Source organism: Burkholderia sp. HI4860 (genome assembly GCF_002223045.2).
GTDB lineage: Bacteria > Pseudomonadota > Gammaproteobacteria > Burkholderiales > Burkholderiaceae > Burkholderia.
Window position 1 is genome coordinate 1,475,828 of the sequence record NZ_NKFO02000001.1, and the last position, 20,125, is coordinate 1,495,952.

21 protein-coding genes and 1 pseudogene are annotated in these 20,125 nt (G+C 66.8%); 6 read left to right on the plus strand and 16 right to left on the minus strand.

Going from position 1 to position 20,125, the window contains the following annotated elements; all coding sequences use genetic code 11:
• The first annotated feature begins 28 nt into the window (after positions 1-28).
• Positions 29-2,425, plus strand: a complete 2,397-nt coding sequence (pbpC, locus tag CFB34_RS06595) for a penicillin-binding protein 1C (RefSeq protein WP_089441799.1) — start codon at positions 29-31, stop codon at positions 2,423-2,425.
• Positions 2,426-2,459: 34 nt separating this feature from the next.
• Here pbpC and CFB34_RS06600 read toward each other — a convergent pair whose 3' ends face one another.
• Positions 2,460-3,674 carry an MFS transporter gene (locus CFB34_RS06600; protein ID WP_089441731.1) on the minus strand — a complete coding sequence of 405 codons (1,215 nt, stop codon included), beginning with the start codon at positions 3,672-3,674 and terminating at the stop codon, positions 2,460-2,462.
• A gap of 288 nt (positions 3,675-3,962) precedes the next feature.
• Between CFB34_RS06600 and CFB34_RS06605 the strand changes: the two genes are divergently transcribed.
• A complete protein-coding gene (locus CFB34_RS06605) occupies positions 3,963-4,694 on the plus strand; it encodes an alpha/beta hydrolase (RefSeq protein ID WP_089441732.1) in 732 nt (243 codons plus the stop codon).
• Here the strand turns inward: CFB34_RS06605 and CFB34_RS06610 are convergent.
• Together CFB34_RS06610 and CFB34_RS06615 are read right to left on the minus strand one after the other, a co-directional pair.
• A complete protein-coding gene (locus CFB34_RS06610) occupies positions 4,691-5,347 on the minus strand; it encodes a hypothetical protein (protein ID WP_143329485.1) in 657 nt (218 codons plus the stop codon). The two genes, CFB34_RS06605 and CFB34_RS06610, sit on opposite strands and share 4 nt — an antisense overlap.
• A gap of 82 nt (positions 5,348-5,429) precedes the next feature.
• Positions 5,430-5,768 carry a helix-turn-helix transcriptional regulator gene (locus tag CFB34_RS06615; protein ID WP_011354126.1) on the minus strand — a complete coding sequence of 113 codons (339 nt, stop codon included), beginning with the start codon at positions 5,766-5,768 and terminating at the stop codon, positions 5,430-5,432.
• Positions 5,769-5,847: 79 nt separating this feature from the next.
• Here CFB34_RS06615 and CFB34_RS06620 point away from each other — a divergent pair, with 79 nt between their 5' ends.
• Together CFB34_RS06620 and CFB34_RS39175 are read left to right on the plus strand one after the other, a co-directional pair.
• Positions 5,848-6,747: a hypothetical protein gene (locus CFB34_RS06620; protein ID WP_089441733.1), complete on the plus strand. Its 900-nt coding sequence runs from the start codon at positions 5,848-5,850 to the stop codon at positions 6,745-6,747.
• Between the two features lie 207 nt (positions 6,748-6,954).
• Complete coding sequence (locus tag CFB34_RS39175; protein WP_089441800.1) at positions 6,955-7,185, plus strand: hypothetical protein; 231 nt, start codon at positions 6,955-6,957, stop codon at positions 7,183-7,185.
• Between the two features lie 97 nt (positions 7,186-7,282).
• On the opposite strand, the gene CFB34_RS06630 is transcribed toward CFB34_RS39175, so the two are convergent.
• The 7 genes and pseudogenes from CFB34_RS06630 to CFB34_RS06660 all read right to left on the minus strand — a co-directional run bounded on the left by CFB34_RS06630 (position 7,283) and on the right by CFB34_RS06660 (position 12,581).
• Entirely contained in the window at positions 7,283-8,290 is a 1,008-nt protein-coding gene (locus tag CFB34_RS06630) for an aldo/keto reductase (protein ID WP_089441734.1), read from the minus strand.
• A gap of 51 nt (positions 8,291-8,341) precedes the next feature.
• Positions 8,342-8,668 (minus strand): carboxymuconolactone decarboxylase family protein, encoded by a 327-nt coding sequence (locus CFB34_RS06635; RefSeq protein WP_089441735.1) that lies wholly within the window; start codon positions 8,666-8,668, stop codon positions 8,342-8,344.
• A 132-nt stretch (positions 8,669-8,800) separates the two neighbouring features.
• Positions 8,801-9,154 (minus strand): annotated as a pseudogene (locus CFB34_RS06640) (LysR substrate-binding domain-containing protein); the annotation flags it as partial.
• A gap of 35 nt (positions 9,155-9,189) precedes the next feature.
• Complete coding sequence (locus tag CFB34_RS06645) at positions 9,190-10,068, minus strand: alpha/beta hydrolase family protein (protein WP_179243756.1); 879 nt, start codon at positions 10,066-10,068, stop codon at positions 9,190-9,192.
• 110 nt (positions 10,069-10,178) lie between these two features.
• The gene (locus tag CFB34_RS06650; protein ID WP_089441737.1) at positions 10,179-10,919 is read right to left on the minus strand and encodes an alpha/beta hydrolase; all 741 of its coding nucleotides are present in this window, start codon (positions 10,917-10,919) and stop codon (positions 10,179-10,181) included.
• The gene (locus tag CFB34_RS06655) at positions 10,916-11,722 is read right to left on the minus strand and encodes a DinB family protein (protein ID WP_089441738.1); all 807 of its coding nucleotides are present in this window, start codon (positions 11,720-11,722) and stop codon (positions 10,916-10,918) included. Before CFB34_RS06655 ends, CFB34_RS06650 begins: the two co-directional genes overlap by 4 nt.
• Before the next feature lie 88 nt (positions 11,723-11,810).
• Complete coding sequence (locus CFB34_RS06660) at positions 11,811-12,581, minus strand: alpha/beta hydrolase (RefSeq protein WP_089441739.1); 771 nt, start codon at positions 12,579-12,581, stop codon at positions 11,811-11,813.
• A gap of 183 nt (positions 12,582-12,764) precedes the next feature.
• Between CFB34_RS06660 and CFB34_RS06665 the strand changes: the two genes are divergently transcribed.
• On the plus strand, positions 12,765-13,361 hold the full coding sequence (locus CFB34_RS06665) for a TetR/AcrR family transcriptional regulator (RefSeq protein WP_089441740.1): 597 nt from the start codon (positions 12,765-12,767) through the stop codon (positions 13,359-13,361).
• A 69-nt stretch (positions 13,362-13,430) separates the two neighbouring features.
• Here the strand turns inward: CFB34_RS06665 and CFB34_RS06670 are convergent, their stop codons facing one another.
• The gene (locus CFB34_RS06670; RefSeq protein WP_089441741.1) at positions 13,431-13,862 is read right to left on the minus strand and encodes a YciI family protein; all 432 of its coding nucleotides are present in this window, start codon (positions 13,860-13,862) and stop codon (positions 13,431-13,433) included.
• A gap of 159 nt (positions 13,863-14,021) precedes the next feature.
• Positions 14,022-15,785, minus strand: a complete 1,764-nt coding sequence (locus CFB34_RS06675) for an ATP-binding protein (RefSeq protein WP_089441742.1) — start codon at positions 15,783-15,785, stop codon at positions 14,022-14,024.
• Between the two features lie 161 nt (positions 15,786-15,946).
• On the opposite strand from CFB34_RS06675, the gene CFB34_RS06680 reads away from it, so the two are divergent.
• On the plus strand, positions 15,947-16,177 hold the full coding sequence (locus CFB34_RS06680) for a hypothetical protein (protein ID WP_039369487.1): 231 nt from the start codon (positions 15,947-15,949) through the stop codon (positions 16,175-16,177).
• A 42-nt stretch (positions 16,178-16,219) separates the two neighbouring features.
• On the opposite strand, the gene CFB34_RS06685 is transcribed toward CFB34_RS06680, so the two are convergent.
• The 4 genes from CFB34_RS06685 to CFB34_RS06700 all read right to left on the minus strand — a co-directional run bounded on the left by CFB34_RS06685 (position 16,220) and on the right by CFB34_RS06700 (position 19,997).
• A complete protein-coding gene (locus tag CFB34_RS06685; protein ID WP_242808576.1) occupies positions 16,220-16,675 on the minus strand; it encodes a hypothetical protein in 456 nt (151 codons plus the stop codon).
• Positions 16,676-16,701: 26 nt separating this feature from the next.
• Positions 16,702-18,114, minus strand: a complete 1,413-nt coding sequence (locus tag CFB34_RS06690) for an MFS transporter (protein WP_089441743.1) — start codon at positions 18,112-18,114, stop codon at positions 16,702-16,704.
• Positions 18,115-18,287: 173 nt separating this feature from the next.
• Positions 18,288-19,049, minus strand: coding sequence for an ABC transporter permease (locus tag CFB34_RS06695; protein ID WP_083266168.1), 762 nt, complete (start codon positions 19,047-19,049; stop codon positions 18,288-18,290).
• Positions 19,050-19,052: 3 nt separating this feature from the next.
• On the minus strand, positions 19,053-19,997 hold the full coding sequence (locus CFB34_RS06700) for an ABC transporter ATP-binding protein (RefSeq protein ID WP_089441744.1): 945 nt from the start codon (positions 19,995-19,997) through the stop codon (positions 19,053-19,055).
• Positions 19,998-20,125 lie beyond the last annotated feature (128 nt).

The following is a 20,125-nucleotide window of genomic DNA, read 5'->3' on the forward strand; positions in this document are numbered from 1 at the left end:
GCGCCCGCGCGTGGCTGACGACGTTTCGATGCGCCGGCGCGTGCTGCACGGCGCCGGCCGCTGGCTGCATCGTTGGCAGAACTGGATCGCCGGCGTGCTGCTCGTGTTCGGCGCACTGGCCGCGTGCCGGCTGTGGCCGCATCCGCCGCTGCGCGACTGGAAGCCGTCGTCGGTCGCGGTAACCGACGCACAGGGCCGCTTGCTGCGGCTCACGCTCGCGAAGGACGATCGCTACCGGCTGTGGGTGCCGCTCGGCCGGATGTCGCCGCAGCTCGTCGAAGCCGTGATGCTGCATGAGGACCGCTGGTTCTGGTGGCATCCCGGCTTCAACCCGTACGGGCTCGCACGCGGCGCGTGGATCACGTACGTGCGCGGCGGCAATCCGCAGGGCGGCTCGACGCTGACGATGCAGCTCGCGCGCTCGCTGTGGCGGCTGAACACGCGCACGCCGGCCGGCAAGCTCGAGCAGGTGGCGCGCGCGGTGCAACTCGAACTGTTCTATTCGAAGCAGCAGATCCTCGAAGCGTATCTGAACGATGCGCCGTACGGCCGCAACGTCGAAGGCGCGGGCACCGCGAGCGTCGTCTATTTCGACCGGATGCCCGACGCGCTGACGCTGCCCGAGGCGCTCGCGCTCGCGGTGATTCCGCAGGACCCGGCGCGGCGGGTGCGGGGCGGGCAGGACGAGATCAACCGCGCGCTGGCCGCGTCGCGTAACCGGCTGTATGCGCGCTGGCTGGCGAAGCATCCGGGCGATGCGTCGCTCAAGCCGCTGTTCGCGTTGCCGCTTGCAATGCGGTCATTGTCCGCACTGCCGTTCGATGCGCCGCATGCGGTCGACCAGGCGCTCGCCGCGCGCAACGCATGGCGTACGAACTCGAGTGCCGCGGCAAACGACAGCGACGCCGACGCGCGACTCGTGACGACGCTCGATCTCGACCTGCAGCACACACTCGAACGGCAGATCGCACGCTATGTCGCGCGCAACGACACGCGCGGCGTGCGCAACGCGGCGGCGATCCTCGTCGATACGCGGGACATGGGCGTGAAGGCGCTCGTCGGCTCCGCGAATTTCTTCGACCGCACGATCGACGGGCAGGTGAACGGCACGCTTGCGCGGCGTTCACCCGGCTCGACGCTCAAGCCGTTCATCTATGCGCTCGGTTTCGACCAGGGCGTGCTGCATCCGCAGACCGTGCTGCGCGACGTGCCGACCGCGTTCGGCCCGTATGCGCCGGAGAATTTCGACGGCCATTTCCTCGGGCCGATCACCGCGACCGATGCGCTGAACCGCAGCCGCAACGTGCCGGCCGTGTGGGTCGCGTCGCAGCTCAAGTCGCCTGACTTGTACCGGCTCCTTCAGGAGGCTGGCGTGCGCCGGCTCGCAAGCGCGCAGCACTACGGGCTTGCGCTGGTGCTCGGCGGTGGCGAAGTGACGATGCAGGATCTCGCGGCGCTCTACGCGATGCTCGCGAATCGCGGTGAGTTCCGGCCGCTGCGGCTGCGCGCGGACGAGCCGGCGCTGCCTGGCAAGCGCCTGTTGAGCGCTGAGGCGAGCTACATGACGATGGACATGCTGCGCCAGCATCTGCGCCCCGACGAGACGAGCGGCGCGCAGCCGTCGAGCGTGCCCGTCTACTGGAAGACCGGCACGTCATGGTCGTTCCGCGATGCGTGGACGGCCGGCGTGTTCGGCCCGTATGTGCTGGTCGTGTGGGTCGGCAACTTCGACAACTCGACCAACACGGCGTTCGTCGGCGTCGATGCGGCCGCGCCGCTGTTCTTTCAGGTCGTCGATGCGCTGAATGCCGAGCGCACGCTCGTCGAGCCGCCGCGCGCGGTGCCGCCGAAGCTGAAGCGCGTGCGGATCTGTCTCGCGAGCGGCGACTTGCCGAACGAGTGGTGCCCGCAGCAGGGCTGGACGTGGTTCATTCCGGGTACGTCGCCGATCCGCGTGAGTACCGTGCACCGGCCGGTCGTGATCGACGATGCGACGGGGAAGGCCGCGTGTCCGCCGTACGACGGCAAGCGTACGCATGCGGAGATCTTCGAGTTCTGGCCGTCGGATTTGCAGCAGGTGTTCGCGCAGGCCGGCATTCCGCGCCGGCGGCCGCCGCAGAACGCGGATTGTCGCGACGCGGGGCAGATCGAGGGCGATCCGCCGCGCATCACGTCGCCGCTGCGCGGCAGTACGTATGCGATGCGCGTGAAGAGTACGGAGGAGACGCGCATCGCGTTCAACGCGACGGCCGATGCGAGCGCGCACGCGCTGTACTGGTTCGTCAACGATGCGTTTGTTGGGCGCGGTGTGCCGGGCGATGCGCTGTTCTGGCAGCCGCGGACGGCCGGCAGTTACACGGTGCGGGTGGTCGACGATCACGGGCGCAGCGATCAGCGGCCGCTGGCGGTGGGGTTGGAGCAGTAGGTGCTGTATCTGTATCCGTATCGCGCGTTCGTGGTCAGCGTGCCTCGACCGGTGCGTTGTCGCGGCGAAGACTCGTGTGAGTGAGCATCAGCAAGTTGATGACGACGACGGCGATCGTCGCGACGATCATCCCGTTTACGCCGACGTGGGTCACCAATACGCCCGCTACGTACGGAAATCCAAACAGGCCCGTGAAGTAGGCGATCGTGAAGACCTGCGAGCTTGCTGATGCGGACAAGCCTTTTTCACTGGCGAGATTGACCGCCATGCCGTTCAAGGTGGAATAGCTGAGTCCGTAGCCGATCGCGAAGACGAACGAGCCGGTCACGTACAGGATTTCACTGCCCGGATTGAACACGAAGAGAACCAGCGCCAGGAGCGTCATGGCGAACAGTGTGAAGGCGAGCTTTCGGACCGGCAATCGGCTGATCGTCTGCGCCAGCGTGAACCGGCAGAAGACGGTCGTCAACGTGAAGGTCACGAAGAAGAGATCAGGCGACAGGTGGCGCGACTCCGCATAGATCGCCTGAAAATTCGATAACGCGGAAAAGACGCAGGCGGCAAGTCCGATCATGATGATCGGCAGGCGGGTGACGTTGCGCAGGATTTCAGCCACGCGCGCGGCCGTCAGGCCGGTTGCATCTGCGGGCGGGTGCGGTAGGCGTTCCGTCTGTTTTCGGACAATCGAAAATACGACGGCTGCAACCACGCAGAGACACGCGAGACCGGCATAGACGATGGCATACGACCCGAAGCGGCTGGCGATGAAATGGCCCATCGGTGACGCGAGACCCAGCCCGACCATTTGACCACCCGAGAGCAAGGTCAGGTACTTGATCCGTGCTGAGGGGCTGACGTGATGAATGATCTGAAGCGGTGCGAGTATGTAGAAGGTCGACCATCCCATTCCCAGAAGCAGGCCGCCGATGAATGCGATCCTCAAATCGCGCGCTGCGAGGCTGAATGCGAGCATGGAAAGCGCCATGACGGCAGCGGCCGCGACGATCGTCGACATCAAGCCGATTCGTTGTGCTACCCATCCCGCGACGAGGGAGCTGACGATCATGGTCAGGATGCCGGTCGAGATCACGGCGCCTGCCATCGACGAATCCAGGCCGCTCTGACGCAAATGCTCGGAAAGGAGGAAGCTGGCGCCGTAGGCGGCGGCCAGTGCGATGCTGGCGATGAGGAATGGAACGAACGTGGCAGCGGCGAGCGAAGACGGAAGCGGGTCAGCGGATGTGTTCATGGAATTGGCGTCCCGTTTTTATCGCCGCCGTGATGCCTCGAGCGGGCCGGATTTCGTTGATCGTCTTGTACTCACCTACGGCGTGCGGAAGGCCCTCCGGATTGTCTGATCCCGAGCCTGACGGGCATTGTGTTTTGGGTGGAAGCGGGATGAAATGTACAGTGAAGCCGATTTTCTTCTGCACAGTACATGTCGTTGCTCATGAGCCTGGGCTCAGGAACTTGAAGTCGACCAAGATTACGTTGGATGGTTTCGAAACGCGATCCACTACCTGCCTGAGTCATTCCGATGTTGCTACCGCTCATATTTCTACCCGCGATGCCGTGCGACGCTCGGATGTATGCCGATCAGGTCGACGCGCTGAAGGATCTTGTTTCACCGACCGTGAAGATACTGGCGCAACCGACATTCGCCGAGAGTGCCGAGCAACTCCTTGCATCGACAAGCAGTGCGTTCATTCTTGCGGGCACGGCATACGGCGGATGTCTCGCGATGGAAGTGCTCGCGAGGGCGCCGGACCGCGTTCGTGGGCTCTGGCTGATGAATTGTCAGCCGGGCGTTCATCCGAATCCGGACGCCGGTCGTGCCACCAGCCGGCGCATTCGTACCGGAGAGCACGAGCGGGTCATGGCGGAGTTCGCCGAGCAGGCAATCCCGGGGCACGACGGCACGTCACGGGCTGCATTCATGCAGATGGCCCGCGATGCCGGGGCGGATCTGTTTGCACGTCAATCTGATGCCACGCTGACGCGCTCGGATCATTGGTCGACGCTTGCGGCGAGCAAAGTGCCTACGTTGCTCGTCTGGGGGGCCGCTGACCGTTTTGTTCCCGTCGACGTTGGCCGGTGTATCGCCGGCGTGATGCCACATGCGCGATTCGAAGCGATAGAAGGGTGTGGTCATTTCCCGACGCTGGAGCGGCCGTCGCGATGCACGGCGATTGCGCGTGAGTGGTTGTTGGAATCGGTGCTTCACATCTTGTCGATCGGAGACCAGACGAAACCCGCGAGTGATGGCTAACCTGCATCAACAGAAAGGCCGCGTAACCGCAGTGTCTTGCACACCGTGTCTAACACCGCGTCGTTATCCCGCGCTCCGACGAAATAGCGCTCGTTGCCGAGCGCGTCCATGCCGGACTGAAGGGCGAAAATCGGAGTGACCTGATTTTTGACGGATCCTTCCAGATAGTAGCTATACCCGTTGTCGCGGTCCGCGGATGAATAGACGCATTGGTAACCGCCAAGCCATTTGCCGAACGACCGGCTAACGCGGTAAAGCGCGGGGTAGAGTTTTCCGAGCGCGCTGGTAAGAAAATGAACTTCGCCGACCGTCCATAGTGCGCCTCGAGCCGTTCGAGGGGGGGCGATCGTAACGATTGGCGACTTCTCCGCGTCGACTTCGCCCTCCTCCCCATATTGCAGCCCTCCAAGGTGCGCAAAATACAGAACGATGTGTTGTGCTGCCGCGATTTCTCGCGGTGGTTCCGGCAGTTCACGGAACCATGTCAGAACAGCATCGCTGTCGCTTGGGGCGGAGATAAATCGATACGATATGCCCATTTGGTGGGTAGGGTATGCGGGTTGACAGTCGATAGTATCTTGCGCGAGGCGTTGATCGGCGAAACTGAACCCATGCTCTTTCGGGGGTGCGGGCTGGCCGCTTCGGGGCGTCAAGCGACATCCACCGCAATCTCCGATGTGCCTTCTCTTCGTTCCGGTGCCAGCCGCTGCAGTGCATAAGCAGCGCACCCCCCCATCACCCATCATCCGCCTTCGCCTGCAGCCCCTTCAACCCCTGAATCACGACCAGCAGCGCGCGCCCGTGCTCATCCGACCCGTCCCACGCGTCGACGATCGCGTCGCGCAGCAGGTCGTTGTACTGGCGGCGCGACGGCCCGGTATCGACACCGTAGAAACTGCATAGCTTATTGAATGGCGCGCTGCGGCGCAGCCGATGCCCGTTCGACAGCCTCAGGCGCGATACGGTCGGCTGGCTGACCCCGGAGAGTCGCGCAATTTCGCTGGACGAGCGTGTATCTGCCATCAGGCGGCGCAACAGGTCTTGAACGGGAAAATCTTGGTCCGGGGCTTCCATGCGATGCATTATACCTATACAGTTACGGCTGTTGAATGGGCTTGCTGTCACCAGCGAGGCTGTATCCCCGAGAAAGTTGATGACACTGAAACACCTCCCACCCACGTTCTGCTGGACCAAGATCGGTACCGAGTCCGGCGAGGATTTGCCGACCGTCGTGCTCCGCAAGGAATGGGAGCGCCGGCTCGGGGGCGGCCGTTTTCTGTGGGGCATCAACCAACCGCTCGGCAGCAGCGCGCAAGTCGCCGCGCATCGCACGGGCTCGCTGCTCGCACTGTTTTCGCCGGTCGCATCGCGCCCGCGCGCGGGCGAGCGCAAAGACATGCTGCTGTGGAACGCATGGGTCGACGCAAGCGGGCAGGTGCGGCCGTTGCCGCCGCACACGTTCATCGCCAGCCGCTCGACCTTGCCGTCGGGCCGGCGCCGCGAACAGCACTACGCGCTCGTGTGCGCGTCGTCCACCGCGCTGACGGTCGGCACGCAATTGCGCGTGTTTCCCGATCACCTGCGCAGCGTGAGCACCGGCCAGCCGCTGGGTGCCGCCCAGGGCGCGGCCGTGGTCGATTGCGTCGGGCGTGCGAAGGAGCAGACGGGCAAGAGCTATCCGCTCGCGCTGTCGGTCGAGCTCGAAGCACCGTATTTCGTGCGGCTTGCACAGCCGTGCGTGCTGAAGGCGCGCGATCTCGCGGAAGTGAACAAGGCCACGCGCGCGGGCGATTTCGATCGCTTCGTCGAGCTCGTCGCGCGTTTGCGCGGCCGGTCGCCGACGGACGCCGTGCGCGGCGTCACGCGTGATCTGTTCGACGTGCCGCCGATCGAAACGGCAGCCGCGTATGTTGCGCCCACACACGTGGCGCGATTGCGCAACCGGCCGGCGGCCGAGCATCCGCGTGATCTCACCGGCGACCTGTTCGACCTGTCGCCGGGTGAAGCCGCCGCGTTCGCGGGCCTTGCGCATCCGCGTATCGGGCGCGCGTGACGAAACGCGCGCAGCAGATCGCGCAAGAATTTGTTGCAATCTCGCCATAGCGGAGCGGCGAACGCAGAGAGACAATCGGCACGAAGCGCGCTGCGCGGCGGCCGATGCGTCGAGACTCGATGGGTCGTGGTTCACGCCGCCGACATGCGCACCACGCACACTGAGCGTCGGCGTGCTTCACACTGCAACCCTGAGGGAGAAGTGTCGATGTCGACCCACATCTGTTCGCGGGAAGCCCGGGCCGCGCAGCGCTTCGTCGAAGCCACGCGCAATGTCGATCAGGCGTTTCGCGCCGTGCGCGGCGAAAGCGACGACGACGTTTCGTCGGCCGAATACGCACGCGCGATGTCGCGCCTCGATCGCGCGCTCGACGAGCTGGCGCGTGCGCAGGAATTTTTCGATCGCGTCGTCAGCGCCGACACAGCGCACGACAACTGATCGCGCGGCATCTACGTGAAAGCGCGTCGGGCGGCGCGCGTTCATCTTCATGCCGGGCATCGCGCCCGGCATGTCATTCAGTCATCCCGTTCCGACTTCAAACCTTGCGGCCTTCGACCGGATAGCCGGGATCGGTATAGCCGTGCGTCGAGGCATGCCCGGGCGGCACGAGCGCATCGACGAACCGTTCGTCGTCCGGGCCGAGTTCGAGTGTCAGTGCATCGATGTAGCTGTCCCAATGCGCTTCGGTGCGCGGCCCCGCGATCGTCGAGCTGACGATGCGGTTCTTCATGACCCACGCGAGCGCGAACGCAACCGACGTCGTGCCGCGCGCGGCGGCATGCGCGGCCACCTGCTGCGCGATGTGCAACGATTCGGGTCGCCATTCCGTTTGCTGGATGCGACGGTCGCCGCGGCCCGCGCGTGAATCGGCGGGCGGCTGCGCATCGACTGCGTATTTGCCGGTCAATACACCGCGCGCGAGCGGGCTGTACGGCACGACGCCGATCCCGTAATGCGCGGCGGCCGGCAGTTGTTCGACCTCGGCCGTGCGATCGACGAGGTTGTACAGCGGTTCGCTCGCGACCGGGCGATCGATGCCGAGCTGGTCCGCGAGCCGCACGATTTCGGCGATGCGCCAGCCCTTGAAGTTCGACAGCCCGAAGTAGCGCACCTTGCCTTGCCGGATCAGGTCGGCGATCGCGCGCATGCCTTCGTCGAGCGGCGCGTCGGTCAGCGCGCGATGGAAATAGAGGATGTCGATGTAGTCGGTACCGAGCCGCTTCAGGCTCGCGTCGACCGATTCGACGATCCATTTGCGCGACTGGCCCTGGCGGTTCGGCCCTGCGTCCGGCCCGGCCGGATAGCCGAACTTCGTCGCGACGACCCAGCTGTCGCGACGCGATGCAATCGCGCGGCCGACGACTTCTTCCGAGCGGCCGGCGTGATAGACGTCGGCCGTGTCGATGAAGTTGACGCCCTGGTCGAACGCCTTGTCGATGATGCGCGCCGACGTCGCTTCGTCGGTCTCGCCGCCGAACATCATTGCGCCGAGGCACAGCGGCGACACCTTGAGCGCGCTGCGCCCGAGATAGCGGTAATCCATGAAGGCTCCATGCGGGCGCGTGCCCGCCGGTTGAATATAGGGGCGCGGCGCTTACACGCCGGCTTCGTCGAACACGCGCTGCGCGATCGTCAGCGCCGAGCTTGCAGTCGGCCAGCCCGAGTAGAACGCGAGGTGCGTGATCGCTTCGACCAGCTCTTCGCGCGTGAGGCCGTTGTCGAGCGCTTTCTTCAGGTGGAACGGTAGCTCGTTGACGCGATACAGCGACACGAGGCTCGCGACCGTGACGAGGCTGCGATCGCGCGGCGACAGGCCGGGGCGCTGCCACACGTCGCCGAACAGCACGTTGTCGGTGTAGTCGGCGAGGGCGGGGGCGATGGCGCCGAACGCTTTGCGTCCGGCGGAAGTCGGTTCGGACATCGAGGGCTCCGGGGAAAGTGGGGAACACCGTCGATGGTAGCCACCGATGCGTCTAGCGATAATCCCCGCCAATCCGCATGCACTTATCGACCCGATTCATGAATCGCGGCGCAGGTGCGGCGCAAAGCGGGCTCATGCGCGATAGCGCAGCGCCTCGACGATCACGGCGAGCGCGCGCGATGACTGCCGCCGGCTCGCGTAATACAGGTGATGGCCGGGGAACGTCGGGCACCAGTCGGCGAGCACGCTGTCGAGGCGGCCGGCGGCGACATGCGGCGCCGCGAGTTCGGCGGGCACGTAAGCGAGCCCGTAGCCCGCGAGCGCCGCATCGAGTGTTTCGCAGGTGCCGTTGAAGGTGACCTGCCCGTCGACGCGCACCTGCAGTATTTCGTCCCCGCGCGTGAGCTCCCACGCGTACAGCGCGCCGTGCGTCGGCAGGCGCAGGTTGATGCAGTCGTGCGCGACGAGATCCTGCGGCGACATGGGCCGCGTCGCGTCGCGGCGCCGCGATGCGGCGCGCGTCAGCCCGCCCGCGTCATGCCCGGCGCACGGGGCGCGGGATGGTACGCATAGCCGCGCTGCTGGAACGACGTCGCGAAGAACCGCATCTGGTAGCGGATCGCATTCGCCCAGTAATCCCACGTATGACCGCCCGGCCGTTCCGCATAGTCGTGCGGCACGCCGAGCGCGACGAGCCGTTCGTGCAGCGTGCGGTTCGAGCCGACGAACGCGTCGTCGCGGCCGCAATCGATCGTCAGGTCGAGATGCGCACGCACGAACGCGCTGGCGCTGGCGACGATCACGTTGCGATCCCAGAACGACGGATGGCGGCCGGGGTCGCCGAATACGTGGTCGATGCCCGGTTCGTCCGCGCAACAGCGCGGATCGACCGCGCCGCTGATGCTGCCGACCGCGCCGAACGTGTCGGGCCGGTCGAGCGCGATGCGCAGCGCGCCGAAGCCGCCCATGCTGAGCCCGGTGATCGCGCGGGCGCGTTGCGTGGCGATCGTGCGGAAGTGCAAGTCGATGTACGACACGACTTCGTCGCCGATGAAGGTTTCGAAGCGGCTGCCCGAATCGAACGGGCTGTCGATGTACCAGCTCTCGTGCCCGCCGTCGGGCATCACGAGGATCACGTGGTAGCGGTCGGCCAGCGCGGCGATGCGCGTGTTCGACGTCCAGTCGGTGTGATCGCCGCCCGAGCCGTGCAACAGATAGACGACCGGATAGCGGTCGCCGTCGCGGGTGCCGCGCGCATAGGCGTCGGGCAGCACGACGGTGGCCTTGAGCGTCTCGTTCATCGCGGCGCTGGGAATCGCGACGACCCGCGCGTGGAAGGCGAGAGCAGGGCCTGAAATGGCGACCAGCAGAAGTAGCCAGAAGGCGCGTGCCAGGTACATCGATCCTCGCATGTGTCGACCCCATCCGGCGCCGGGCGCCGGGAAAACCCTGTTCGGACGACTCTAGCAACCGCGCCTTTCAACCATATTTCGGCGAATCCTACGGGTTGTCAGGCGGGCGGCGCGGACACGATGCGCTCGAGCGCCGCGCGAAACGCATCGGGTTGCTCGGCCGGGATCAGGTGCCCGCAGCGCGCGATCGTGTCGAAGCCGGCGCAGCGCGCGAGCGCCCAGTCGGGCAGGTGCCAGCCCGCGCGCGAGCGTTCGCCGGCCATCAGCCAGACCGGGTGACGCTCGAACACGTGCGCGAGTGCCTGCAGATAGCCCGGTTCGCCCGTCGTCGCGACCACCGAGCGGCCCATCGCGCGCAGCGTCGATGCGGGCTGATGCGCGAGCCAGCGGCGGGCGTCGTCGACGAGGCGCGGCGACGGCGCGTCGATCGCGCCGCGCAGCCAGCCGTGCGGATCGGCGCGCAGGCCGTCCAGCATCGCGTCGGCTTCGGCAGGCGTCATGCGGCCGACCGACGCCGACCAGAACGCATGGTCGAGCGTGAAGTTGCCCTCGACGTTGACGATCCGCCGCACGCGTTCCGGGTGCGCATGCGCGAACAGCATCGCGATCGCGCCGCCGACCGAGTGGCCGACGACATCGACCGGCTGCGCGCCGAAGTGCGTAGCGACGGTATGCCGAAGGTGCTCGACCTGCGCGGCGAGCGTGATCGTGTCGGACGGTACTGTGCGATGCGCGCCGTAGCCGAGGAGGTCAGGCGCGAGATGGGGGCCGTTCCACCCGCGCACGTCGAGCGTGCCGATGAAACCGTGGATGAAGACGATGGGCGTGGGCTGGGTCATGGCGCGGGCGCGGCAGGAAGGGGCGGCAATTCGAGTTCGGCGAGCAGTTCGTCGAGTTCGAGCACGTGGGTACGGTCGTGGTCGAGCAATTCGCGCACGAGTTCGTCGAGCGACGTGCGGCGGATGCCGTCGCGCAGCCCGCAGCGTGCGAGTTGCGCGGAATCGAGCGCGGCCGCGGTTGCACACAGCGCGGCGCGGCCCGTGCGGAATGCCGTGACCGCGGCGTCGAGCGGCTGCGCGAGATAGTCGCGTTGCGCGGCGAGTGCTGTGCCGTCGACGGATGCCATCACGGGCAGGTCGAGCGTGCGTACGGCGTCGATGCGCTCGGCGAAGATCGCATCGAGATCGCGCAGGTGGCACGCATGCTCGATGAGCGAGAAGCCCGTGCCGTCGGGGCGGCGCGTCCACAGTGCGGCCGGCACGTGCGCCGCATACGCGGCGAGCCGATCGGGCAGGCGGGCCAGCGCGGCGACGACGTCAGCGAACGGCAGCCGTTGCGGATACGCGCTGAACACCGCGCCATAGCTGAATAGCGAGCCGCCGAGCCGCCCGCGCGCCTGCACGACGTCGTGGCCGTGACGGCGCATGATTTCCGCGACCATTGCGCCGCAGAACTGGCGGGCTGTCGTGTCGGTTTCGATTTCGGGGAATTTGTGCGCGATCTCGTGCTGGATCGCACCGATCGCGGCGACGCCCACGCGCGACAGCGCCGCGAATTCGACGTAACGCTCGGGTTGCGCGATCAGCGCTTCGAGCTGGGCGCCGAGCGCGGTGAGGCGGAAACGGTCGAAGCGGGAATGCATGACGGAAGCGTCTCGGCGAGTAACGTATCAAAACGTTACGTTACTCGCCGGGGGGACGTCAACAGGCGGAATCGGGCAAGACCTGGGCTCACTCCTTGCCGACGCCCTTGGCTGCCTGTTCGATCAGCTTCGCGACTTCGGCCGGGTGCGAGATGTACGCGACATGGCTCGACTTGAGCTCGATCGTCTTGCTGCCGGCGCGTTGCGTCATGAAGCGTTCGAGCTCGGGGTTGATCGCGCGGTCGGCCGTGGCGACCACTGCCCAGCTCGGCTTCGTCCGCCATGCGGCATGCGTGATCGGCACGCCGAAGGACTGCGCGGCCGGCGTCACCTGCGAGATCGCCATGAATTTCGCTTCGGCGGCCGGCACGTCGGCCGCGAAGTCGGCATGGAACGACGCTTCGTCGAAATACAGGTGGCCGTCTTCGGTGGCCTTGATCGCCTTCGTCGCGGGCGGCGTCTTCTTGGTCAGGTCGAGCGGGCTTTCGCCGGTGTCGGGCTGGAACGCGGCCACGTAGACGAGGCCCGCGACCTTGTCGTCGTTGCCGGCTTCGGTGATCACCGCGCCGCCATAGCTGTGGCCGACGAGGATGCTCGGGCCGTCCTGCGCGTCGACGACCCGCCGGGTTGCCTTCACGTCGTCGTCGAACGACGTTTCCGGTTGCTGAACGACGGAAACCTTGTAGCCGTCGCGCGTCAGGATGTTCGAGACGGCTTGCCAGCCCGAGCCGTCGGCGAAGTAGCCGTGAACCAGCACGACGTTCTTGACAGGGGCGGCGACGGCCGCGTGCGAACCGAATGCGGCGGCGGAAACGGCGAGTGCGGCGGCGATGTGGCGAAGTTGGGAAAAGCGCTTCATTTTCATTCTCCAGATGGAAGACAGGGTGGGGAAACCGTCGGATATCGACAGGCGTCTTGTTCTGTCGATGGAGTCATCCTACTAGTAGGTAGATGGATCGACAAGGAGAATTTGCGGCTGGAAAAGACTATCTCAGGGCAGTAAACTATCGCTGTTTTTCATCCGACTAGATGGTAGGTAGATATGACGGTATCGGGGGACAGTACGGCGGGCCGCATTATCGAGGCCGGGCGGCAATTGATCATGCGGCGCGGCTATAGCGGGTTCAGCTATGCCGACATCGCCGACGCGATCGACATCCGGAAGGCGAGCATCCATCACCATTTCCCGACGAAAGCCGATCTGGCGGTCGCGGTGCTGCAACAGTCGCAGGCGAAATTCGACGCCGACATGTCGCTGCTCGACGCGAGCGGCGCCGACGCGCTGGTGCAGATGCGCGCGTACATCGGCTACTGGGAACGCTGCATCGCGGACGACAGCGCGCCGTTCTGCGTCGCCGGCATGCTCGGCGCGGAGCTGCCCGCGCTGCCCGACGAAGTCGCGCGGGCGGTGAGGGCGCATTTCGACGACCTCGCCGCGTGGCTGGTGCGCGTGCTCGAGGCGGGGGTGAGAGAGGGCGTCGTGCAGCCGGACATATCGGTGCAGACCGAGGCCGCGACATTCGTGTCGCTGGTCTATGGCGCGATGCTTGCCGCGCGGGCGTACGGCAATGCCGCGATGTTCCGGGACGTGACCGGCGGCGCGGTCGAGCGGCTCGCGGTGCCGCGCAAACGAGCGTGAGCCGCGCACCCATCAGCGGGTAGCGGCGGCGTCCGGCGGTGACGCGAAACCGTCCGGCACCGCCGCGATTTACGCGTGTTTTCCGGCGTCGGCTTGCGCGCTCAGCCGCGCTTTCTGCTCCTGCAATGCTTCCGTGAACGCCGGGCTGAAGTCTTCCGCCTCGAACAGCGGGCGGATCTCGATGTCGGAGTCGCCGGGCATCGGGTTCGGGCAGCGCTTCACCCATGCGACCGCTTCTTCCATCGATTTCACCTGCCACAGCCAGAAACCGGCGACGAGTTCCTTCGTTTCGGCGAACGGGCCGTCGACGACGGTGCGGTTCTTGCCGGCGAAGTGCACGCGCTTGCCGCGCATGCTCGGGTGCAGCCCGTCGGCGGCGAGCAGAATACCGGCTTGCGCCAGTTCTTCGTTGAACCGGCCCATCGCGGCGATCATTTCAGTGTCGGGCATCCGGCCGGATTCGGAATCGGTGGTGGCCTTGACGATGACGAGGACGCGCATGGTGGACTCTCCTTGAGTGGAATGAGGGGGCGCCGCCGATCGTGCCGACGGCAAAAACGATCGGTTACGACAACACGACGCGCGACGGCGACGCGAATCGACATCGCAGGAAAAAATCTCAGGGGTGACCGGCGTGTGCGGCGTTGCGCCGGCAATCCGTCATGTCGTGCCGACGCCCGCATCGAGCGCGCTGCGGATCCGGGCGGCGAGTTCGTCGCGCCGGTATGGCTTGCCGAGCAGCATCACGCCGGGGTCCAGCCGTCCCGCATGGAAGATCTCGTCTCGCGTGTAGCCGGACGTGAACAGCACGGGCAACGGCGGCTTGCGCAGCGCGGCACGGCGTCCGAGTTCGCCGCCCTTCACGCGGCCGGGCATGATCACGTCGGTAAACAGCAGGTCGATTGGCGTCTCGCTGTCGAGCACGCGCAATGCGGCTTCGCCGCTGGACGCCGTGATGACCTTGTAGCCGAGCTGCGCGAGCATGTCGACCACGGTCAGGCGGACGTCCGCGTCGTCCTCGACGACGAGGATGGTCTCGTGGCCGCGCACCGCGTCGTGCTGCGGTAGGCGGGCCTGCTCCTCGGCCGCGCCGTGGCAGCGCGGAAACGTGAGGCGCACGGTGGTGCCCTGGCCCGGCGTGCTGTCGATCGACACATGGCCGCCGCTCTGCTTGACGAAGCCGAACACCATGCTGAGCCCGAGCCCCGTGCCTTCGCCATCCGGCTTGGTCGTGAAGAACGGTTCGAACGCGCGCTCGAGCACGTCGGCCGTCATGCCGGTGCCCGTGTCGGCGAGCTCGAGCGTCACGTATTCGCCGGGTGGCGTCGGCGTGCGGCCGGCGTCCGACGCATCGCCTGGCTGCACGTTGTAGGCGGCGATCGTCAGCGTGCCGTCGCCGCGCATCGCGTCACGCGCATTGAGCGCAAGGTTCAGGAGGGCGTTTTCGAGCTGGTGCCGGTCGGCGAGCACGTTGCCGACATCGGGTGACAGTGCGGGGACGATCCGGACCGTTTCGCCGAGCGCGCGGCGCAGCATCTCGCTCATGTCCACGATCAGTTGCCGCGGATTCAGCGTCGTCGGCGCGAGCGGCTGGCGGCGCGCGAAGGCGAGCAGGTGCGACGCCAGTTTCGCACCGCGCCGCACGGCGTTGTTCGCGTTTTCGATCCGGGGTTGCGCGCCCGCATGGGCGCCGAGTTCGACGGAGAGGATCTGCAGGTTGCCACTGATCACCTGCAGCACGTTGTTGAAGTCGTGCGCGATGCCGCCGGTCAGGTTGCCGATCGCTTCCATCTTCTGTGCATGACGCAACTGTTCCTCGATCGCCGCGCGCTCCGCGATCGCGTCGGTCACGCGCTGCTCGAGCGTCTCGGTCAGGTCGCGCAGCCGGGCATTGGACGCCTGCAGTGCCGCTTCCGCGCGATCGCGGTGGCGCGTGGCGAGCACGCGTTCGGTGGTTTCGACGACGACGGCGAGCACGCCGCCCGGTGCACCGTCGTCGTCGGGGATCGGGCTGTAGTGCAGATCCATCCAGACGTCTTCGGGGCGGCCGCTGCGCAGCAGCACGAGGGCCTTGTCGCGATAGGACAGCGTGCCGCCGGCGAGGCAGGTGTCCATCACGTTGCGGTTGAAATCGGCGACTTCGGGCCAGCCGAGTTCGACCGGCTGGCCGAGCAGATACGGATGGCGCCCGCCGGCGAACCCGGCATACGCGTCGTTGTAGATCATGTAGCCGGGGCGGCCCCACAGCATCACCAGCGGCAGCGGCGACGCGAGCACCGTGCGCACGGCCGTGACGAGGCTGGCCGGCCACCCGTCGAGCGGGCCCAGCCCGGTGGCGGCCCAGTCGAATGCGGCGATGCGCCGGGCCATGTCGCCCTGCCAGCCGGTACAAGCGTGATGCTGCGCGAACAACTCGACATGCATGGGAGCGCTCCGATGAGGACGTGCGGTCTCGGGCGGGGGACAAGTCGCGAAAGCGTGCTCCATTCTAGGGCAGATCGATTCGTGCGGCGACGCTGCGCCGTTCCGGAGCCTGTCGTCAAAACTGGTATGCTGATCCTCACCACGTTCACGCGGAGGACGCCATGGCTGCTAAGGAAGTCTCGAAGAAGAAGTACCTGAAAATCCTGAACAAACGCCTGCGCGCGGAGCCGGCGGCACCGGCCGGCGCGTCGTTCGTGTTTTTCCCGCTGGGTGCGAAGGCGAAGCACGCGACAGGTGTCGTGTCCGGCGACTCGCGCAGCAAGCGCGAACTGGCGGTGATGGCCGCGGTGCAGCGCAAGGCGGCCGAAGAGTTCATCGTCGCCGGGGCCTGACCCGCACCTGCTGTACCGCTGCTGGATTGCCGCCTCCGCCGCCTATGCGGTGGCGGTCTCGCAATGGGCGAGCGCATCGGCGTGCACGCACGGGATGTCGTGCATGCGGGCCGGGCCGTGCCTCGGCAGGATGAGGTCGAGATCGAGTGGGTGGATCGGGCACAGCGCACCGGCCACGCAGGCGAGCGAGGGCAGGTAGTCCGGGCGCCGGCTCGAATCGACGGTCGCCGGCAGCGGGCCGTCCGTCGCTTCACGGCCGAAGCGCATCAGGATGCCCGACGACAGCAGCGCCTTGTCCGCCGGCAGGTACCCGACTGACCCATTCCACTGATGGATGTGTTTCGTGACGATCGGCACGAGTTCGACGCCGGAGCGGGCGTCGGCACCGTGCCGGGCGGGCGCGCGACACGGTGCCTCGGCTTGGTCCGGCCGCGAATCCGGCCGCTTCGCGCAGCAGCCGGGCACGGCGCTGCGCACCGTCCCGGCTATCGTGAACATCCGGGTCGACCGGGCGCTCAGGGCACCTAGTCCGCCGCCGCCGCGTACCTGCCACTCCCACCCGCTTCATCGCCCGCCGCGAGCTGTTCCAGCGCGAGCCCCTTCGTTTCGATCCCGAGCGTCCACACGGCCAGCGCGGCCGCGATGAACGACAGCGCGCCGAGCGTGAACACGCCGCCCTGGCCGAACACCGGCAGCACGACGCCGACCACGTAAGGCCCGATCAACGAACCGACGCGCCCGATCGCCGACGCGAAGCCCGAGCCGGTCGCCCGCGCGCCGGTGCCGTACAGCTCCGGCGTGTACGTGTACAGCGCGGCCCACATCCCGAACAGGAAGAACTGCATCGCGAGGCCGGTGCCGATCAGCAGCGCCATGCTGCCGCCGTACAGCGCGCTCTGGCCGTACGCGTACGCCATCACGCCGCCGCCGATCAGCGACGCGATGCAGGTTGGCTTGCGTCCCCAGCGTTCGACGAGCCACGCGGCGCACAGGAAGCCCGGCACGCCGCCGAGCGAGATCAGCACCGTGTAGAACACCGATTTCGTGACCTCGAAGCCGGCCTGCTGCAGCAGCGCGCCGAGCCACGACGTGAGGCCGTAGAACCCGAGCAGCGCGAAGAACCACAGCAGCCACACCATCACCGTGCGGCGGCGGTACACGCCGCTCCAGATCTCGCGCAGCGCACCGCGCCCGCGGGCGGCGACCGGCTCGGCGAGCCGCGACGGCGGCGGCAGCGTCGTGACGCCGGCCGAGCGCATCACCTTCGCCTCGATCGTGTGCATCACCGTGTCGGCTTCCGCGTGCCGGCCCGCATGCTCGAGCCAGCGCGGCGATTCCGGCACGATGCGGCGCACGACGAGCACGAACACGGCGGGAATCGCGAGCAGCGCGAACACGGTGCGCCAGCCGAACTGCGGCAGCACGAAGTACGCGACGATGCCGGCCGTGATGAAGCCGAGCGGCCAGAAGCCGTCCATCAGCGCGATCAGGCGGCCGCGCTTCTCGGTCGGCACGAATTCCGACAGCAAGGTCTGCGCGACCGGGAATTCCATCCCCATCCCGATCCCGAGCAGCGCGCGGTAGACGATCAGCGCGTCGACGCTCTGCGCGGTCGAGCACAGATAAGAGGCCGCGCCCCACAGCACCATGCTCCACTGGAACACGGGTCGGCGGCCGAAGCGGTCGGCGAGCAGGCCGGCGACGGCCGCGCCGAGCACCATACCGAAGAAGCTCGCGCTCGCGACGAGGCCGGCGGCCGCGGTCGACAGCCCGAACTCCTTGCGGATCGAGCCGAGCACGAACGTCATCGTGCCGAGGTCGACCGAGTCGAAGAAGAACGCGATCGCGATGATGAAGAAGATCCGCTTGTGATAGCCGGAGAACGGCAGGCGTTCGAGCCGGGCGGCGGCGGAGGCGGGAGCGGTGGCGGCGGGCATGGCGTCCTCTGAAATGAAAAGGGGCCGCGAAGCGCGTGCTTCGCGGCCCCGATGCTTCGTCTTCAGTAGACGCGACCACAAAATGCCGCATCAGAGGAAAAGCGCCGCCTGCTTGCTCAAATGCGTCATCGGCGGCCGCGCGGGGGGCGGCCATCGCGCATCAATTGCATCAATTAATTCTTCAGCTTGTAGCCGGTGCGGAACATCCACGCGACGATCGCCAGCAGGATCACGAGGAACAGCGACGTCGCGCCGAGGCTCACGCCCACATGCACGTCCGCGATCCCGTAGAACGACCAGCGGAAGCCGCTGACCAGGTAGACGATCGGGTTGAACAGCGTGACGACGCGCCACGCGGGCGGCAGCATGTCGACCGAGTAGAAGCTGCCGCCGAGGAACGTGAGCGGCGTGATGATCAGGAGCGGCACGAGTTGCAGCTTCTCGAAGCTGTCGGCCCAGATGCCGATCACGAAGCCGAACAGGCTGAACGTGACCGCCGTCAGCACGAGGAACAGCACCATCCAGAACGGATGCAGGATGTGCAGCGGCACGAACAGGCCGGCCGTGGCGAGGATGATCACGCCGAGCAGGATCGACTTCGACGCGGCCGCGCCCACGTACGCGATCACGATCTCCCAGTACGACACGGGCGCGGACAGAATCTCGTAGATCGTGCCCGTGAAGCGCGGGAAGTAGATGCCGAACGACGCGTTCGAGATGCTCTGCGACAGCAGCGACAGCATCACGAGGCCCGGCACGATGAACGAACCGTAGCCGATGCCGTTCACGTCGCTGATGCGCGAGCCGATCGCGGAGCCGAACACCACGAAGTACAGCGATGTGGAGATCACCGGCGCGATGATGCTCTGCATCAGCGTGCGGCGCGTGCGGGCCATTTCTGCGCGGTAGATCGCGCGGATGCCATGCAGGTTCACGTGTCAGGCTCCTTGCTTGCCGTTGCGGCGGTTGTCGATCAGGCTGACGAAAATATCCTCGAGCGAGCTCTGCGTCGTGTGCAGGTCGCGGAAGCCGATGCCGGCCGAGCCGAGCGCGTTGATCAGCTTCGCGATGCTCGCGTCGTCGCGCTGCGAGTCGTACGTGTAGACGAGCGCGGCGCCGTCGGCCGCGCGTTCGAGCCCGAACGGCGCGAGCGCGGGCGGGACGTCCGCGAGCGGGTGCTCGAGCTGCACGGTGAGCTGCTTCTTGCCGAGCTTGCGCATCAGCTCGTGCTTTTCCTCGACGAGCACGAGCTCGCCGCCGAGGATGATGCCGATCCGGTCGGCCATTTCCTCGGCTTCCTCGATGTAGTGCGTGGTCAGCAGGATCGTCACGCCGCTCTCGCGCAGCGAATCGACGAGCTTCCACATGTCGCGGCGCAGCTCGACGTCGACGCCGGCCGTCGGTTCGTCGAGGAACAGGATGCGCGGCTCGTGCGACAGCGCCTTCGCGATCATCACGCGGCGCTTCATGCCGCCCGACAGCGTCATCAGCTTGTTGTCGCGCTTGTCCCACAGCGACAGCGCCTTCAGCGTCTTCTCGATATACGCGGGATCGGGCGCCTTGCCGAACAGGCCGCGGCTGAACGACACGGTCGCCCAGACGGTCTCGAACGCGTCGGTGGTCAGCTCCTGCGGCACGAGGCCGATCATTTCGCGGGCCGCGCGGTAGTGATCGCGGATGTCGTGGCCGCCGACCGTCACGCGGCCTTCGGTCGGCGTGACGATGCCGCAGATCGAGCCGATCAGCGTCGTCTTGCCGGCGCCGTTCGGCCCGAGCAACGCGAAGATCTCGCCGGGGCGGATGTCGAGGGTCACGTGCTTCAGCGCCTGGAAGCCGGACGCGTAAGTCTTGGAGAGGTCGGAGACGGAAAGGATCGGTTGCATGCTCACGGAGGGCACGGCCGGCCGGCGCGACGGCGTGCGCCGCACGTGCCCGGCGTCGCCGCCGCTGCGAAGCGGCCGGGATCGGGGACGGCATGGCGAACGGGCGTCATGTCGAACGGCGTTGTGGT